The organism is Pseudoalteromonas sp. P1-8, assembly GCF_001399985.1.
GTDB lineage: Bacteria > Pseudomonadota > Gammaproteobacteria > Enterobacterales > Alteromonadaceae > Pseudoalteromonas.
The window spans coordinates 313747-330936 of record NZ_LJSO01000004.1 but is presented as its reverse complement, the minus strand read 5'-3'; the positions used below and the strand labels follow the sequence as shown (position 1 = coordinate 330936).

At 41.0% G+C, this 17190-nt stretch carries 21 protein-coding genes; 15 read left to right on the top strand and 6 right to left on the bottom strand.

Annotation, left to right across the window (positions count from 1 at the left end; translation table 11 throughout):
• Window positions 1-87: 87 nt before the first annotated feature.
• The 6 genes from AN213_RS08420 to glpG all read left to right on the top strand — a co-directional run bounded on the left by AN213_RS08420 (window position 88) and on the right by glpG (window position 5307).
• Window positions 88-1146, top strand: coding sequence for a glycosyltransferase family 9 protein (locus AN213_RS08420; RefSeq protein WP_055198299.1), 1059 nt, complete (start codon window positions 88-90; stop codon window positions 1144-1146).
• Window positions 1146-1697, top strand: a complete 552-nt coding sequence (gene gmhB, locus AN213_RS08415) for a D-glycero-beta-D-manno-heptose 1,7-bisphosphate 7-phosphatase (protein WP_055198297.1) — start codon at window positions 1146-1148, stop codon at window positions 1695-1697. Before AN213_RS08420 ends, gmhB begins: the two co-directional genes overlap by 1 nt.
• 148 nt (window positions 1698-1845) lie before the next feature.
• The gene (locus AN213_RS08410; RefSeq protein ID WP_055198295.1) at window positions 1846-3042 is read left to right on the top strand and encodes a glycine C-acetyltransferase; all 1197 of its coding nucleotides are present in this window, start codon (window positions 1846-1848) and stop codon (window positions 3040-3042) included.
• A 55-nt stretch (window positions 3043-3097) separates the two neighbouring features.
• The gene (tdh, locus tag AN213_RS08405; protein ID WP_054551064.1) at window positions 3098-4123 is read left to right on the top strand and encodes an L-threonine 3-dehydrogenase; all 1026 of its coding nucleotides are present in this window, start codon (window positions 3098-3100) and stop codon (window positions 4121-4123) included.
• 54 nt (window positions 4124-4177) lie between these two features.
• A complete protein-coding gene (gene glpE, locus AN213_RS08400) occupies window positions 4178-4495 on the top strand; it encodes a thiosulfate sulfurtransferase GlpE (protein ID WP_054560963.1) in 318 nt (105 codons plus the stop codon).
• A complete protein-coding gene (gene glpG, locus AN213_RS08395) occupies window positions 4492-5307 on the top strand; it encodes a rhomboid family intramembrane serine protease GlpG (RefSeq protein ID WP_055198293.1) in 816 nt (271 codons plus the stop codon). Before glpE ends, glpG begins: the two co-directional genes overlap by 4 nt.
• A 41-nt stretch (window positions 5308-5348) precedes the next feature.
• On the opposite strand, the gene AN213_RS08390 is transcribed toward glpG, so the two are convergent.
• Window positions 5349-5717 (bottom strand): flagellar basal body-associated protein FliL, encoded by a 369-nt coding sequence (locus tag AN213_RS08390; protein ID WP_371351978.1) that lies wholly within the window; start codon window positions 5715-5717, stop codon window positions 5349-5351.
• Window positions 5718-5918: 201 nt separating this feature from the next.
• Here AN213_RS08390 and AN213_RS08385 point away from each other — a divergent pair, with 201 nt between their 5' ends.
• Together AN213_RS08385 and ubiA are read left to right on the top strand one after the other, a co-directional pair.
• Window positions 5919-6464 carry a chorismate lyase gene (locus tag AN213_RS08385; RefSeq protein ID WP_055198291.1) on the top strand — a complete coding sequence of 182 codons (546 nt, stop codon included), beginning with the start codon at window positions 5919-5921 and terminating at the stop codon, window positions 6462-6464.
• Window positions 6461-7339: a 4-hydroxybenzoate octaprenyltransferase gene (gene ubiA, locus AN213_RS08380; protein WP_055198289.1), complete on the top strand. Its 879-nt coding sequence runs from the start codon at window positions 6461-6463 to the stop codon at window positions 7337-7339. The genes AN213_RS08385 and ubiA overlap by 4 nt, the downstream gene beginning before the upstream one ends.
• On the opposite strand, the gene AN213_RS08375 is transcribed toward ubiA, so the two are convergent.
• The 4 genes from AN213_RS08375 to AN213_RS08360 all read right to left on the bottom strand — a co-directional run bounded on the left by AN213_RS08375 (window position 7340) and on the right by AN213_RS08360 (window position 11093).
• Window positions 7340-7960 carry a 2OG-Fe(II) oxygenase gene (locus AN213_RS08375; protein ID WP_054560959.1) on the bottom strand — a complete coding sequence of 207 codons (621 nt, stop codon included), beginning with the start codon at window positions 7958-7960 and terminating at the stop codon, window positions 7340-7342.
• A 141-nt stretch (window positions 7961-8101) separates the two neighbouring features.
• On the bottom strand, window positions 8102-8989 hold the full coding sequence (locus tag AN213_RS08370; protein ID WP_055198287.1) for a LysR family transcriptional regulator: 888 nt from the start codon (window positions 8987-8989) through the stop codon (window positions 8102-8104).
• Between the two features lie 118 nt (window positions 8990-9107).
• On the bottom strand, window positions 9108-10634 hold the full coding sequence (locus AN213_RS08365) for a response regulator (protein WP_055198285.1): 1527 nt from the start codon (window positions 10632-10634) through the stop codon (window positions 9108-9110).
• Between the two features lie 51 nt (window positions 10635-10685).
• Window positions 10686-11093, bottom strand: a complete 408-nt coding sequence (locus AN213_RS08360) for a DUF2721 domain-containing protein (RefSeq protein WP_054560956.1) — start codon at window positions 11091-11093, stop codon at window positions 10686-10688.
• 86 nt (window positions 11094-11179) lie between these two features.
• On the opposite strand from AN213_RS08360, the gene AN213_RS08355 reads away from it, so the two are divergent.
• From AN213_RS08355 to tsaD, 3 genes are all read left to right on the top strand, one after another.
• Complete coding sequence (locus AN213_RS08355; RefSeq protein WP_055198283.1) at window positions 11180-11545, top strand: DUF2007 domain-containing protein; 366 nt, start codon at window positions 11180-11182, stop codon at window positions 11543-11545.
• Entirely contained in the window at window positions 11529-12119 is a 591-nt protein-coding gene (locus AN213_RS08350) for a YjaG family protein (RefSeq protein WP_054551075.1), read from the top strand. The genes AN213_RS08355 and AN213_RS08350 overlap by 17 nt, the downstream gene beginning before the upstream one ends.
• Before the next feature lie 62 nt (window positions 12120-12181).
• Window positions 12182-13195, top strand: a complete 1014-nt coding sequence (gene tsaD, locus AN213_RS08345; RefSeq protein ID WP_055198281.1) for a tRNA (adenosine(37)-N6)-threonylcarbamoyltransferase complex transferase subunit TsaD — start codon at window positions 12182-12184, stop codon at window positions 13193-13195.
• 9 nt (window positions 13196-13204) lie between these two features.
• Here tsaD and plsY read toward each other — a convergent pair whose 3' ends face one another.
• Entirely contained in the window at window positions 13205-13807 is a 603-nt protein-coding gene (gene plsY, locus AN213_RS08340; RefSeq protein WP_082401545.1) for a glycerol-3-phosphate 1-O-acyltransferase PlsY, read from the bottom strand.
• Between the two features lie 228 nt (window positions 13808-14035).
• On the opposite strand from plsY, the gene folB reads away from it, so the two are divergent.
• From folB to mpl, 4 genes are all read left to right on the top strand, one after another.
• Window positions 14036-14392, top strand: coding sequence for a dihydroneopterin aldolase (gene folB, locus AN213_RS08335; protein ID WP_055021570.1), 357 nt, complete (start codon window positions 14036-14038; stop codon window positions 14390-14392).
• Window positions 14393-14394: 2 nt separating this feature from the next.
• Window positions 14395-14883, top strand: a complete 489-nt coding sequence (gene folK, locus AN213_RS08330) for a 2-amino-4-hydroxy-6-hydroxymethyldihydropteridine diphosphokinase (RefSeq protein WP_054560952.1) — start codon at window positions 14395-14397, stop codon at window positions 14881-14883.
• Entirely contained in the window at window positions 14880-15683 is an 804-nt protein-coding gene (locus AN213_RS08325) for an undecaprenyl-diphosphate phosphatase (RefSeq protein ID WP_054560951.1), read from the top strand. Before folK ends, AN213_RS08325 begins: the two co-directional genes overlap by 4 nt.
• A 160-nt stretch (window positions 15684-15843) precedes the next feature.
• Entirely contained in the window at window positions 15844-17187 is a 1344-nt protein-coding gene (mpl, locus tag AN213_RS08320; RefSeq protein ID WP_055198280.1) for a UDP-N-acetylmuramate:L-alanyl-gamma-D-glutamyl-meso-diaminopimelate ligase, read from the top strand.
• Window positions 17188-17190 lie beyond the last annotated feature (3 nt).

Genomic DNA, 17190 nt, shown 5'->3' with positions numbered 1-17190 from the left:
CCGTATTTTTAGCTTTTCGCATAAGTGCTTGCATTAGCATCAAGTTAATTTAAGATCGCATATTATTTGCTGTAGCTAAGGGCGCACGTGACTCAATCAACCTCCTATTCAGATATTTGTATTTTAAGGCTTTCGGCTATTGGTGATGTATGTCATGCCGTATCAGCAGTGCAAGCAATTCAAAAGGCACATCCGAAGGCAAAAATTACTTGGGTGATTGGTAAAGTTGAGGCCATGTTACTGGCTGATTTACCTGGCGTTGAGTTTGTTGTGTTCGATAAAAAGCAGGGCAAACAGGCTTATCAGCAACTAAAAGATACTTTTAAAGGGCGTAAATTTGATGTGCTCTTACATATGCAAGTTGCACTCAGAGCGAATCTAGCAGCCCGTTGTATTCCGGCAAAGGTCAAAGTGGGGTTTGATTGGGCTCGCTCAAAAGAGTTACATAGCTTGTTTATTAATAAGCGGATTGCCCCGCAATCAGAGGCGCATGTATTAGAAGGCTTTAAAGGTTTTGCTCAAGCAATAGGGACCCCTGATTACAAACCTCAATGGCAAATGCCAATTACTGCACAGCACCAACAAGCAGCCGATGCGCTATTAGGCGATGAGCGTTTAGCCGGGCGTATTTTTGTTATCTCGCCTGCGGCAAGTAAAAAAGAGCGTAATTGGTTACCTGAGCGTTATGCTGCACTTGCTGAACATGCTCATCAACAAGGCTTTTCGGTGGTTATTACTGGCGGCCCAACCCCTTTAGAGATTGAGCTTGCTGAGCAAATTATCGCGCAGAGTTCGGCTCCTGTGCTTAACTTAGTAGGGAAAACTCAACTAAAAGAACTGTTATGTGTTTTGAAACGTGCGGCGTTAGTGTTAGCTCCTGATACTGGGCCTGCACATATGGCGGTAACGGTAGGAACGCCTGTTATTGGTTTGTATGCCCACTCAAACCCAAAACGCACAGGGCCTTATTTATATCAAGATTATGTTGTTGAGGTTTATCACCAAAACTTACGTGAGCAAACAGGCAAAACAGCGCAAGAGCTACCTTGGGGAACACGCGTTAAAGGGGCTGATTTAATGGCGCAAATAAGTATTGAAAAGGTGATTTCGATGTTTGACCACGTGGTAGATAAAGAGCAATTGTAATGAGCAAAGTTTTATTTTTAGACCGTGATGGTGTGGTCAATATTGATCATGGCTATGTATACAAACCTGAAGAGTTTGAATTTGTACCTGGTGTATTTGAGGCGTGCAAAGCCTTCTCTGATGCCGGTTATAAAATTGTGGTGGTAACTAACCAGTCAGGTATTGGCCGTGGTTATTATTCAGAGCAAGATTTTTACAACCTCACTGAGTGGATGAAGGGCGAATTTTTACGCCATGGCGTTGCTATTCTTGATGTCTATTTTTGTCCGCATCATCCAAGCAAAGCAGAACCTGCCTATTTGCAAGAGTGTAATTGTCGCAAGCCTGCCCCGGGTATGCTTTTACAAGCCATTGATGAGCATCAAATCGATCCATCACAAAGTATTATGGTTGGCGATAAGCTTGGCGATCTTATTGCCGCTGAAAGAGCTAATATCGCGACCCGTGTTTTAGTTCGCTCAGGGCAAAGTTATGCCGAGTCAACAGAACAACACGCTGATGTGGTCTGCGAGTCTTTAGCTGAGTTACCTGCTTTAATTTTACAGTCTTAGCAGGTAAGACCAGTTTATTTCGCAACCCTTACGGTCTGCGACGAACTGCAAACAGTGCAATTGTTCGGCTAAGCTTTTACAATAGGCGCAAAATTTAATGTCATGCTAATCATTTCTGGTTAGATACAAGAATATGTGGAGATTACAGATGAGAGCATCTGCGTTTTTTAATCAGTTGCAGCAGCAAATTGATGAAGTGAAAGCTGAAGGCTTATACAAAAGCGAGCGTGTTATCACGTCACAGCAACAGGCTCAAATTGAAGTTGCCTCTGGTGATAAGGTCATTAACTTTTGTGCTAATAACTACCTTGGCTTAGCAAATAGCCCAGAGTTAATTAAAGCAGCTCAACAAGGCCTTGAAGATCATGGTTTTGGTGTTGCGTCTGTACGCTTTATTTGTGGTACTCAAGATATTCATAAAACTTTAGAGCAAAAGATCTCAGAGTTCTTAGAAACAGAAGACACTATTCTTTACTCATCATGTTTTGATGCAAACGCAGGTTTATTCGAAACAATCTTAGGCCCAGATGATGCAATCATCTCAGACGCCCTAAACCATGCTTCGATCATTGATGGTGTGCGTCTTTGTAAAGCAAAGCGTTTCCGCTATGCAAATAACGACATGAGCGACCTTGAAAAGCAACTTATTGCTGCTGATGAAGCGGGTGCTAAAACTAAGCTAATCGCTACTGACGGTGTTTTCTCAATGGACGGCGTCATTTGTAACCTTGAAGCGGTTTGTGACCTAGCTGATAAATATGATGCATTAGTGATGGTTGATGACTCTCACGCGGTTGGTTTTGTTGGTGAAAATGGTAAAGGTACGCCAGAGTATTGTGGTGTACTTGACCGTGTTGATATCATCACAGGTACCCTTGGTAAAGCACTTGGTGGCGCATCAGGCGGTTACACTTCAGGTAAAAAAGAAATTGTTGAGTGGTTACGTCAACGCTCTCGTCCATACCTTTTCTCAAACTCACTTGCACCATCAATTGTTACTGCATCAATTAAAGTACTTGAGATGCTAAGCAATGGTGGCGAATTACGCGCTAAGCTTTGGGATAACGCAAAGTATTTCCGTGAACAAATGGAAGCAGCAGGATTTACCTGTGCAGGCAAAGACCACGCTATTATCCCTGTCATGTTAGGCGATGCTAAAGTTGCCTCAGCCATGGCTGACAAATTACTTGCTGAAGGTATTTACGTAACAGGTTTCTCATTCCCTGTAGTACCAAAAGGCCAAGCACGTATTCGTACGCAAATTTCTGCGGCGCATACAAAAGAGCAATTAGATACCGCTATTGCTGCCTTTACCCGTATTGGTAAAGAAATGGGTGTTATCTAATTTTATTTCCTAAACCGAAGCTTTTGCTTCGGTTTTGTTTAATTGAGTGTAAATCATGAAAGCATTATCTAAATTAAAAGCAGAACCAGGGATCTGGATGACTGATGCGCCAAAACCTGAAGTTGGCCATAACGATCTGCTTATTAAAATCCGCAAAACAGCAATTTGTGGAACAGATGTCCATATTTATAAATGGGATGAGTGGGCACAAAATACAATTCCTACGCCAATGGTTGTTGGTCACGAGTATGTAGGTGAAGTGGTTGATATGGGTCAGGAAGTACGTGGTTTCCAAGTGGGTGACCGTGTTTCTGGTGAAGGCCATATTACCTGTGGTCACTGTCGTAACTGTCGCGCTGGTCGTGTTCATTTATGTCGTAATACAACAGGCGTAGGTGTTAACCGCGAAGGTGCATTTGCTGAATACCTTGTGATCCCAGCTTTCAACGCATTTAAAATTCCAGATAACATTCCTGATGAACTAGCATCAATCTTTGACCCATTCGGTAATGCAGTACACACAGCGTTGTCGTTTGACTTAGTAGGTGAAGACGTATTAATCACAGGTGCTGGTCCTATTGGTATCATGGCTGCTGCTGTTGCCAAACATGTTGGTGCACGTCATGTGGTTATCACCGATGTAAACGAATACCGCTTAGATTTAGCACGTAAAATGGGCGCGACTCGTGCTGTAAACGTAGCAACTGAAAAGCTTGAAGATGTAATGAAAGAGCTTGGCATGACCGAAGGCTTTGATATTGGTCTTGAAATGTCAGGTGTGCCAGTTGCATTTAACAGCATGCTAAACAACATGAATCACGGCGGTAAAATTGCCATGTTAGGTATTCCACCTTCAGATATGGCGGTTGATTGGAACCAGGTTATTTTCAAAGGTCTAATTATTAAAGGTATTTACGGCCGTGAAATGTTTGAAACTTGGTACAAGATGGCGAGTCTAATTCAGTCAGGTCTTGATCTGAAACCAATTATCACTCACCAGTTCTCCGTGGATGACTTCCAAGCAGGCTTTGATACAATGATTTCAGGCCAATCAGGTAAAGTAATCCTCAACTGGGATTAATACCGAGTAATTTGATAAGGCGGCTTTGGCCGCCTTTTTAGTTTAGAGAGTACTATGTCGTATAAACATATTTCAGTGAGCGAAACATTTGCGCTGTTAGATAAAGAAGAGGTTGTGATTGCCGATATTCGCGATCCTAACTCATTTCAAACTGGGCATATCCCAGGCGCTGAGCATTTATCAAATGCTAATATCAGCGAATTTATGATGCATAAAGAGTTTGATCAGCCAATCATCATCGTTTGCTATCATGGTGTGAGTTCTCAAGGTGCTGCGAGCTATTTAGTAGAGCAGGGGTTTGAAGACGTATACAGCATGGATGGTGGCTTTACAGCTTGGCAAACGCAACTTCCGGAGCACATTGAACGATGATTGAGTTGGGTAGCATAAATAATCCTCGCGCCGCACAAGGCTTTATAGATTACATAAAAAGTAAGGGCTTACATGGAGAGCTGCGCTCGCAAGATGGACAAACTGTGATTATTTGTGTTGCTCCAGAGCACTTTCATCAAGCTCAACCACTTTGGCAGGAGTTTGCTGCTAACCCTCATGACGAAAAATACCAACAAGCTTCATGGCAGGTAGGCAGTACACAATCGCCTCTGTCATATCAGGGGCAATCCCTTAATTTAAAAGCCCGCTTTAAGGCATTAAGCTGGCTAAACCGTACGGTTACTTTAGTCTCGATAGCTATATTTATTGCCTTCTTATTAGGTGGTTTTGAAACTATTTACAGTATGTTGCAGTTCAACCCTGCACAGCCACTAACTTGGTTTACACCTGCCATTGTGCATTTTAGCGCTATTCATCTTATTTTTAATTTGATCTGGTGGATGACGCTGGGTAACGATATAGAAAAACGCAGTGGCAAATTAACCTTAGTGGGTTTATTTTTAGTGACGGCATTCATTAGTAACTGGGCACAGTTTTTAGTAGCTGGGCCTAACTTTGGTGGTCTAAGCGGCGTTGTGTATGGCTTACTGGGTTTTTGTTGGATTTACAGCGTAATGAGGCCAACAGAGCCGCCACTAGTGAGTAATAGCATTGTTGGTTTTATGCTGGTATGGCTTATTCTAGGCTTTGTAAATATGTTACCTGTGAGTATGGCGAACTGGGCGCATTTAGCGGGGTTATTGGCTGGTATGGCTTATGCCGTGTCAGACAAGCTGTTTTCAGGCAAATAATCGCGTAAATAAAAATGGCGGCTTATGCCGCCATCTTACAATTAATGATATAAATACTTAGTAAATAACACTTCTCGGACAATTTCTTGTCCTGTTTCTTGTTTTAGCAGTGCTTTTAGCTTTTCGGTGCAGCGCTTTCTGATTTCTTCGCGACCGGTAAGCGATTTAATGTTTTCTTCAGGCTCTTTTGAGAGTATTTCAACAATCGCATCACGTAATAGTGGAGTGTGATGTTCTACGATTGCGATATCAGATAGATCATTGAGCATGAGATCCACCGTAATACGAACATAGCCAAGCTTTTTATTACCTTGACCTATGTAGTTTGTGATGATGTCAGGCTCAAAACCAAAGTAGCCAACATTTGATTCAGCGCGTACAGACCAACTTGTTGCAGTAACAAGTAGCATGCTTATCAAGTAAATTGATAACAATGATTTTTTCATAGTTAAGAATATTCCACCCTTTCAATGATTTTTAGTCTATACCCAAATTCACTCAAGATACAGGCTGTTCTGCGTTTTTTAACCCTGCTTGAGATTAAATCATGACTTTTTCGAAACGTGCAGCAGTGATATCATTTGCACGGTATTTAAAAATAATGAGTCGTTGTGATCACATTCCCAGTTTCATTAGCTGCAAATTGGCAGCCTGCTTCAGCATTTCCAGATTTGACGCAACAACAGCAAGGTTGGTTGCTTGAAGCTGGGTCATTAACAGCCAAGCTTAAAAGTCACTGTCGGGCTTTTTCAGTTGAAGTTTTAAACGAGGCGCCATTTGACCTAACCGCCGAGCAACAAGCGTTACTCAATACCTCTCTAAGTCAGGCATTAAATCGCGAAGTGTTACTTCTATGCGATGGTAAACCGATGGTTTATGCACAAAGCTGGTTGCCGGCAGATGATACATTAAAAAAGCAGCAGTTACTAAGTATGGGAACAAGGCCGCTCGGTGATGTTATTTTTCAAGACCCAAGCTTATCGCGCACAGAAATAGAAGTTGCTGAATTTTCACAGCAGCACGCTATCCAAGCTTTAACATCTGAAATTGGCTTCTCTTCACAACCATTGTGGGGAAGACGCAGTGTTTTTAGCTTATCTAATGCTCATTTTCTCGTGGCTGAAGTATTCTTACCTGGAGCGTATATTTACCTATGAAGCTAGCTGCACTTAAGGTCGCACATATACCTTACTATAAACAGTTAATGCGTACCGATAAGCCAATTGGCACCTTGTTACTATTGTGGCCAACTTATTGGGCGCTGTGGCTTGCTGAGCTTGGCACGCCGAGCTTATTAAATTTTGTGGTTTTTAGTTTGGGCGTCTTTGTGATGCGCAGTGCTGGGTGTGTAATTAATGACTTTGCCGATCGTAAAATAGATGGCTCTGTTAAGCGCACAGCCCAGCGACCGCTGGCATCAGGTTTGGTATCAAGTGGTGAAGCTCTGAGCTTATTTGTACTGCTTATTGTTGTGGCCTTTGGTTTAGTATTAACACTCGGGTGGTCAACGATATTATTGTCGTTTGGTGCCTTAGCACTGGCGTTTTGTTATCCATTTATGAAACGCTACACGCAATTACCGCAAGTTGTGCTTGGTGCTGCATTCAGTTGGGCTATTCCAATGGCCTATATGGCATCAATTGGCTCAGTGCCATTAGAAGCATGGCTACTATTTATCGCGAATCTTGTTTGGACTGTGGCTTATGACACTATGTATGCCATGGTTGATAGAGATGATGATTTAAAGATTGGCGTTAAATCAACAGCAATCTTGTTTGCCAGCTATGACAGACACATCATTTTTTTACTCAATGCCTTGTTTATTACGATTCTTGCTTACATAGGTACGAGTAATCACCTTGGTTTTCCTTATTGGCTGGGCTTAGCTGCAGCGGTTGTTTTTTTACTTTATCAACAAATGCTTATTCATAAACGAGAGCGAGATCCTTGTTTCAAAGCGTTTTTGAATAACCATTATGTAGGGTTAGTGATTTTTATCGGTATAGCAGCATCCTTGCCACTGCCGTTTTAATTACCTTGGTGGGTCGATAATACCGCTGATTGAGGTATTTTTTCTGAACCAGCCCGCAATAGAGTAGCGTACATCGTTTGCGGGTAATACTTCATGCATAAAGCGTTCGCTTTCAAACATCACCAATAAGCCCGCTTGAGGTTTAATGACTATTTCAATGTCTTTACTTTTTGGTTTGTAGATCACCAATTCACCGCCAGACTCTGGCGTATTTAAGTAACAAACCGTTGTAAAAATGCGATTCGAACGGCCTTTGAAGGCATCATAGTGCTTTTTATAAAAGTCACCTTGTTGATACTTTGCATAATGGCATTCATAATCAAATAAGCCTAAATAGAAGCCACGATTTAACTGTGTCTTTATCGCTTCCATGGTCGCAAGATAAGTAATTTGTGCTTGGCTTGAGCTATCAAACCAAAAGGTTTTATCTTTACGCACGGTTTTATCTATTTGTTGGTCGTTTAATCGGCCAATACCTGCAGTATGGAAATGCGGGTTAATGCGATAGCAATCTGCAATTAAATCGGCAATTAAGCTTTCATCAATCGCGTTTTCAACAACAGCATATCCTGTACGTTCAATAGCATCTAAGTATGTGTCGGTAATAAGCGGTGCGGTCATTCATGTGCACAATCAAAAAAAGGTGCGTAAGTGTATATGAAAAATTGTGTGATGCACGCTTTTTATGCAGTAAAAAAATGAAGAAATAAAGGGGATTGGCTAGCCTGATTAATTACAGGCTAGCAGCATATAAAATAGCTTTTAGCTTTGGCTTGATAACGCCGTTTTTTCAATGAGGTCAAGTAAATGACTAACATGAGAATTCTCATTGATTTGTTGATTTGTTTGGATCACAAGCTGCTCGTGTGCGATACCTTTATTGGTTTTCAATAACAGTAAATCTGGGTCTGAAGAGACAATATTTGTGTGTTCAATACTGGCTATTGCGATGTGGTTTGACTTTTTAAGGCCATTCATTACTTGCTCAATACTACCTACTTTGATGCTTGATGTTTTATCAAAAGACTCGATAGCATCGTTTAGCATAGCTTGCACTTGTTTAGACTGTGAAAAACAGCTGTACATTGGGTAGTCTGCAAAGTCGCGTTTACTAATGTCGCTCTTATGCGCAAGTGGGTGGTTTTTAGCTACAAAAATAATCAGTTGATCAGGTAAATGTATATCACTACCAATGCTGTTCATTGCCTGAGAGCATACGCTAATATCAATTTCACCTAATTGCAGTTTACGTACAAGTTCACTTTGCTCTTGTAGTTGCATCTCTATTTTTACATGCGGATACTGCGCTAAAAATTGGCCGCAAGAAACAGGCACGACCGTGCTTGCTTTGTTGGTATAACCAATAACTAATTTTTCGTTAGTGCAACCGTTTAAAGATTCGAATAAACGCTTTTTGGTTTCTTCTAGATTGTCGAGGGTTTGTTTAGCGTACTCAAGAAAAAGTTCACCTTCTTTGGTTAACTTAACTGAGCGTGTAGAGCGGGTAACGAGCTCATAGCCAATTTCATCTTCGAGCGTCTGAATACTGCGAGTTAACGCTGAAGTGCTGATTTGGGTTTTTTCTGCAGCTTGTCGGAAATGCCTCAGCACCCCGAGCGCCACAAATTGTTCAAGTTGTTCAAATCTCACTTTAATAGTCCCTTGTTATAAGTAAGCCTTTTACGTCCAGGCAATATTATTATACTTCACGGTAGGCATAGTAAATTATTGTACCTATTTTGGGAAGTGTTTTACAGAAAAGTTACATCTAATCAGGATAACGGTCCTTAATCTCTAAGAAAAGTGGTAAATTTTCAAGTAATAAGTCGACTAGAATTGGATCAAAATGTTTCGCGCGCTGATCTTTTATGAGAGTTAACGCCTCTTCTAATGGCCATGCCTTCTTATAACAACGGTCGCTGCAAAGGGCGTCAAACACATCGGCGAGGGCGGTTATGCGGCCAACTATATTAATATCGTCTGCCATTAAACCTTGCGGATACCCTGAACCATCCCACTTTTCATGATGCTGGTAAGAAATTAAAGCACCGCATGTCAATATCTCGTTACTTGAGTTTTTTAATATTTCATAGCCGATTTCTGCATGGGTTTTCATTATTTCCCACTCATCATCAGTGAGTTTACCCGGTTTATTCAATATGCTGTCTGGAATGCTGATTTTACCAATGTCATGTAGTGGTGAAGCAAGCTTAATTATTTCACATTGAAATGGATTAAGCTCTGAAAGTTGAGCAAGTAACTCACTATATAAAGCAACACGTTTAACGTGAGAGCCGGTTTCTTTAGAGCGTTTTTCTACTGCTTCTCCAAGAATGTACGACAGCTCTTTTTGCGACTCTTTTACCATTTCTCTGAGTTTTAAATTATCGTAAGCAAGCGCGATATTGTTGGCATAAAACTCTAACAGTTGATGTTCTGTGGCCTGTAACTTACTGCCTTTATGAACATAAAGCATGGTTTCAAGGCCGGCTTTGGTAGGGAAGTAACCAATATAATCATTACTTGTTTTTAGTGATGATTTTCGCTCATGTGCATCTATAAATAAGTTTTTTACTTCATCAGGAATGGTGTTTTGCTGTGGTGTGGGGCCTAAACCTGAGGCTGCAAGCAATTGAAAATCTTTTGCTGGTGACGATTGTAGATTAACGGCTGCAGCACAATAAATTTGCGTGTCATTAATGCCCATCACGTTAGTGACATGGCTTAAAATTGTTGAAGCAAATTCATGAACACTGTCACATTTTAAAAAGTTAGCGGACGCGTTGATGATCTGCTCAAGACCATGCTTGTGCCGGTCTATAATTTGAATATCTCGGTGTGCTCTTAACGCGGAGTAAAGCAAGGTTTTAATTTTAATCGCGGTGAGCTCAGTTTTGTTTTTATAATCGTTAATGTCGTAGTCGCGGATAATCGCTTCTTCTGGGGCTTCACCTGGCTGACCTGTGCGAAGAATTAAACGAATATCGTGGTTTTCTATTTCATCGCGAATGTATTGAATAAGCTCAAGACCAGCATGGTTGGTTTCCATAACCACATCAACTAGAGCAACAGAAAAGGGAATATCTTTTTTTAAAAACTCTTTTGCTTCGGCCGCAGAGTAGGCGTCATAAAAGCGCAGACCTTTATTTTCGAAAGTGAAGCCAGCTAATACTAGTTTCGTAACTTGATGGATATCTTCTTCATCATCAACAACAAGAATATGCCAGTATTCAGGCTCTTCAGTTTCTAAATTATTTTCTTCTAACTGTTCTTCAGAAAATAAGAAATCATCCACAAAAACACCACTTATTGTTGTATCTCATACAATAAGTATAGAGGCAGAAATTTACTCTGCCTTATCTGAAACTGGTTTTTTTTCGATATTCTTTAATTCGATTTCAATAGCATCACAAGAAATGTGGATCTCATACAAAGAGGTGAGAAGTGACAAGGCTAAGCAAGCGAGGCTGATACCAAATAAAATGATTCCTGTAGTATTAAACTCTATAAATAATGCAAACATTGATAAGGTACACATCAGAAAAGAGGCAACACCATAAACCTGCATCACCCGAATGAGTTTAATGCGTTTTCTTAAATTGGTAATTTGTGCAACAACTAATGGGCGGATACTTTCCCCTTCACGTGCATTGAGTTCTCTAATAAGTTGAGCAAGCACCAAAAAACGGTTGGTGTAAGCAAGTAACAGTAAAGAAATTGCTGGGAATAACAATCCCGGTGTTGTTAAAGTCATGTGGCTACCTTGAAATAAGCATTGCAGCGAAGTTAGTTGCTAGCGTAGTTTAGGATTTAAAGATAGAAAAGTAAAAGGGAAGTGATTTGCAAAACAATAATTTAAATCAACCTGCTAAGCAGGACCCATTCGCTTGGGTGAAAGTGTTTCAGGCTGAAAATGGCTTAGAAGCCAACATTATTAAAGGGCTTTTAAAAAGTAAAGGGATCGAATCGCAACTGCAAGGTGAGCTTTTACAAGGGGCGCTTGGGGAGATCCCATTTGAACAAACAGGGGTCGATATACTCGTTTACGCATTAAAAGAGCGCCAGGCGCAAGAAATATTGCTAAACTACCGGCAATTAAAACAATCGGCTCCTGACTGGGTATGCCCTAAGTGTCATGAGCTTAACGGAGCAACATTTGAAATATGTTGGTCTTGTGGGACTGTAAAGAATGACAAAAGCGAATAATTTTCAACGTATTAGAGAATTAAACTATTTGCAAAAAGCGGTATTAGGTGGCGCATTACTTGAGCGTATGCTGCCTAATTACAGCTTATTTAGTGAAGCAACAGGGTTTGGTGATGCCGCGGTTTTTCGTAGCGCATTAAGTGTCTGCTGGGAAAAAATCTTACTACCAAAAAGTAAAATCAGCCTTGAAAAGCAAATTGAAAAAATAGAGCCGAATGTGCCTGAGTTAACTGACTTTGACATGTTCGGGACTTATCCCGCAATCGATACAGCAACTGCTTTGCTTGGCATGTTGCACGGTTTGATAGCTAAAGATGAACAAGAGTTTTTAAATATTAGTAAAATTTCACAAGCTTCAGTGGCTCGTTTCATTGAATATCAACTAACAGTGGATGGTGAAATTGCTGATAACAAAGCTGTTCGTGAACACCCTTTAATGCAGTATGAAATTGATGTGCTTGCAGAGCTTATTGATTTTGTAGAGCAAATGGGCCGAATTACCTCAGAGAACGTAAAAGAGCTTAAGCAACTTGCTGTATCTGACGGCCAAACCAACATCGGTATTGCAATTTAATATTCAGTAATGCGTATTTTCACTGTAAAATACGCGTTTGTTTTTTCTTGGCGGAGTAATTGATGCGAATTTTAGGTATTGAATCATCATGTGATGAAACGGGTATTGCCATTTATGATGATGAACAAGGCTTATTAGCACATCAACTGTATAGCCAAGTAAAAGTGCATGCCGATTACGGCGGTGTGGTACCTGAGCTTGCGTCACGCGATCACGTACGTAAAACCTTACCTTTAATTGATGCCGCACTTGCACAAGCTGGCTGTGGCCCAGAAGACTTAGATGGTATTGCTTACACCGCAGGTCCTGGACTTGTTGGTGCACTCCTTGTGGGAACTTCTATTGGTCGCTCATTGGCCTATGGTTGGAATATTCCTGCTGTTGCTGTTCATCATATGGAAGGCCACCTTCTTGCGTCAATGCTTGAAGAGGACAAACCGGAATTTCCGTTTATCGCACTACTGGTGTCTGGCGGCCATACCATGATGGTTAAAGTATCTGGCATTGGTGAATACGAAGTGTTGGGAGAGTCTGTTGATGACGCTGCCGGTGAAGCATTCGATAAAACCGCGAAGTTATTAGGTCTTGATTATCCTGGTGGCCCACGTTTAGCAAAACTTGCGGAGCAAGGTACGCCTGAGCGTTTTGTATTCCCACGTCCGATGACAGATAAACCAGGCTTAGATTTTAGTTTTAGTGGCTTAAAAACAGCGGCATCGCTTGCGATTCGTGATAGCGACGATGATGAACAAACCAAAGCTGATATTGCTCATGCATTCCAAACAGCGGTAATTGATACCCTAATCATTAAATGTAAACGTGCATTAAAGCAAACAGGTATCAAACGTTTAGTGATTGCCGGTGGTGTAAGTGCAAACGTGCAATTGCGTGCGCAACTTGAACGAGTAATGCAAGGCATGAAAGGGCGCGTTTATTACCCGCGCACAGAGTTTTGTACAGATAACGGCGCTATGATTGCTTATGCTGGTATGCAGCGTTTGAAAGCAGGTCAGTTTGCTAGCCTTGATATGAAAACAAAGCCGCGCTGGCCTATTGATTCACTCGAAGCACTTTAATTTATAACACTATTCCTGCTCTGGGGCTTTTTTCTTAGCCCCTACTTTAGGTTCTTCCCCCGCCATCAAGCGAGTAATATTTGCTCTGTGACGGAAAATTATCAACACGGTTAAAAAGGTAACTGGCAAGGTATACAAAGGTTTTATCCACCAAGTATAAAGAGGTGCTAACGAAACCGTAACCAGTGCCGCAAGTGATGAATAACGTGTGATAGCAACAATTAAGATCCAAGTTGCAATCAACATCCCACCTAGCGATAAACCAATGGGTAATAACGTGCCAAAAGCGGTCGCGACGGCCTTACCACCTTTAAAGCTAAAAAACAGCGGATACATATGCCCTAAACATGCTGCCACACCAATTAAACCTAGCATTAGTGGGTCTATTTTTAAAAAGTAGGCACCCCAAACAGGGATGGTTCCTTTTAAAATATCAAAGACAAGAACTAAAACAGCGGGGACTTTACCACCTAGGCGATAAACATTTGTAGCACCCGGGTTATTCGATCCATGACTGCGTGGGTCTGGTAGTTTAAACAGCCGTGATACAAGGATAGCGGAAGAGACCGATCCCAGTATGTAAGCTAAAACTAACATTAAAACTTCTAACACGCGCTTCCTTATTTTTTAATCTGCACTTTTGGGCTATCATTGGCGGCAAAACCATCTGCCGCTCTCATCGAGTAGAATGTAAGCACCTTATTGCAATGCATCTATCCGTTATTGTAGGGGTAATTTTTATATATTAAAACAGTATGACAGCTTATATAGCGCATTATTGTTATCAATAAGCGTTTAGTATGAGGAGTTGTTTTAATATTCATGTCACTTGGAGTATCAATGGACAAGGTATATATATCACAACTACATGTAGACACCATTATTGGCGTGTATGATTTTGAAAAAGAAAGTAAACAAAGCCTGTATTTTGATATCGAAATGTTATGTGATATTTCTGCCGCAGCGGCAACTGATGATATAAATTTAGCGCTTGATTACGCCAAAGTGAGTGAACGAGTGATTGAGCATACAACGGCAAAACCCGTTGAGTTACTTGAAACTTTAGTTGAGCAATTAGCTGCCATTATTTTAGCTGAGTTTGCTACTAACCAAGTCACTATACGTGTTAGTAAACCAGCCGCAGTACCACAAGCGCAAACGGTGGGAGTTGAGATCACCCGTCGTAAGGCAAACTAACCATGGCGCAAATTTTTATAAGCTTAGGCTCTAATGTCAATAAAGAGCATTATCTTCGACAAGCGCTTATTGCCTTAAAGCCTCACTTTCCAGACTTTATACATTCGTCTGTTTATGAAAGTGAAGCGGTGGGGTTTGCAGGTAGTAATTTTTATAATTCAGTGGTCGCAGCAAAAACAGATATGCCATTAGCTGAACTATGTAAACTACTGAAAAAAATTGAGCTTGATAATGGCCGCACTCGTGAGGATAAAAAGTTTAGTCCTCGCACATTAGACCTTGATTTATTGTTTTATGATGACATTATCTGTGATTCGCCTGCGCAATTACCGCGGGATGAAATAACCAAAAATGCGTTTGTATTGCAGCCTCTCGCTGAAATTGCTCCCGATTTTTATCACCCCGTAGCTAAGCTAACTTTGGCTGAGTTATGGAATAATTATAACAACCCACAACAAAAACTATGGAAGGTGGAGTTTTCTAACCCATGAGTATTATTGAGATAATTGTTTTAGCCTTAATTCAAGGATTGACTGAGTTTTTACCTATTTCGAGCTCAGCACATTTAATTTTACCCTCACAAGTTTTAGGTTGGCACGACCAAGGCTTGGCATTTGATGTTGCGGTACACGTAGGTACGCTAGGTGCTGTGGTACTGTATTTTCGTAAAGAAGTGGTGGATATTCTCGGTGCGTGGTTTAAATCTTTTGGTTCACAAGGCGCAACCGATGATAGTCGTTTAGGCTGGTGGATTATTGTTGCGACCATTCCAGCATTATTAATTGGTTATTTATTTAAAGATTTTGTGGAAAGCTACTCGCGTAATGCCTGGGTTATTGCTACTTCAACCATCGTATTTGGTTTGTTACTTTGGTATGCCGATGTAAAAGCAAAGCAAGTTAAGAATATTTACCAAGTAAACTTTTTCAGTGCGCTTTTATTAGGCTTCTCGCAAGTACTCGCTATGGTATTTCCTGGCACATCCCGTTCAGGTATTACCATTACTGTGGGCTTAATGCTGGGTCTAAATAAGCAAAGCGCTGCACGTTTTTCGTTTTTAATGTCGATTCCGGTTATTGCCGCAGCTGGTTCATATTATGTATATCAATTGGCTACAGCGGGCGAGGCAATTGATTGGCATGCAATTCTATTAGGCGCAGGTTTATCATTTGTATCGGCTTATGCATGTATTTTCTTTTTCTTAAAAGTGATTGAGCGCATGGGCATGATGCCATTTGTTATCTATCGCTTACTATTAGGTGTCGGTTTGTTTGCATTCTTAATGCTGTAAAATAGGCTTTAAACTTAATTAAAAAACACCTCAAGTTGAGGTGTTTTTTTATGTTGGCAATTTGGCAATACTCTAATGCCGTGTAGTAATGGTAAGTAAAGCTTATATTTGGCATTATAACGCCTTACTTATCTCTTATTCATTTTGCTCAGGACAGTAGATGCATATTCACATTCTTGGAATTTGTGGCACCTTTATGGGTGGTATTGCCGCAATCGCTAAATCGTTAGGTCACACAGTGACAGGCTCTGATCAAAATGTGTACCCGCCGATGAGCACGCAATTAGAAGAGCTAGGAATTACACTCACCCAAGGTTATGACGTTGCCCAACTAGAACCCGCGCCAGATATGGTGGTGATTGGTAATGCTATGAGCCGAGGCAACCCTTGTGTTGAATACGTTCTTGATAAAGGCTTGCCTTATACTTCTGGTCCAGAATGGTTAAAGCATAATTTACTGCAAAACTCTTGGGTGTTGGCTGTGGCCGGAACACACGGCAAAACGACTACAGCCAGTATGCTGGCATGGTTACTAGAATACGCAGGAATGAAACCGGGCTTTTTAATTGGTGGTATCGTACAAAACTTTGGTGTGTCTGCTCGTGTTGGCGAAACGCCATTTTTTGTTATTGAAGCCGACGAATACGACACGGCGTTTTTCGATAAACGCAGTAAATTTGTTCATTACTTACCACGCACCTTAATTCTAAATAACCTTGAATTTGATCATGCTGATATTTTTGAAGATTTAAACGCGATAAAGAAACAATTTCACCACTTGATGCGTACATTACCCTGTAGTGGCAAAGTGATTTGGCCAAGCCAAGACGAAGCACTACAAGATGTGATTGAACGCGGCCTTTGGAGCGAGAGCGAAACACTGGCGGGTGATTGGGATTACCGTTTACTAAAAGCTGATGGTAGTGAATTTGAAGTACTACTAAATTCACAAGTGCAAGGTGTTGTCAGCTGGCAAGCCATGGGTGAGCACAATGTCAAAAATGCCATTATGGCTATTGCAGCAGCCAGACATGTAGGCATCGCGGTATCAGTCAGTATTGCTGGATTAGCTGAGTTTATCTCACCTAAGCGCCGTATGGAGCTTAAGGCCGACGTTAACTCAATAAAAGTGTATGACGATTTTGCTCATCATCCAACGGCAATTAAAACGACCTTAGCAGGGCTACGTGCAAAAGTAGGCACTGATAAGATAATTGCTATTTTAGAGCCTCGTTCAAACACCATGAAAATGGGCGTGCATCAACAAACCCTGATTGATTCACTCGATGCAGCAGATGATGTGTATTTATTTGAGCCAGAAAATTTAAGCTGGTCGTTAAAAGAATACGCAGACAAAGCAGGTATGCATTGCATGAAAAGCACTGAGGAAATCATTACTCAGGTTGTTGGCAACAGTGCGCCGTCACAGCATATTTTAATTATGAGTAATGGTGGTTTTGAAGGTATTCATCAGCGTTTAATCACAGCCCTTGAGCAAAACTAACCA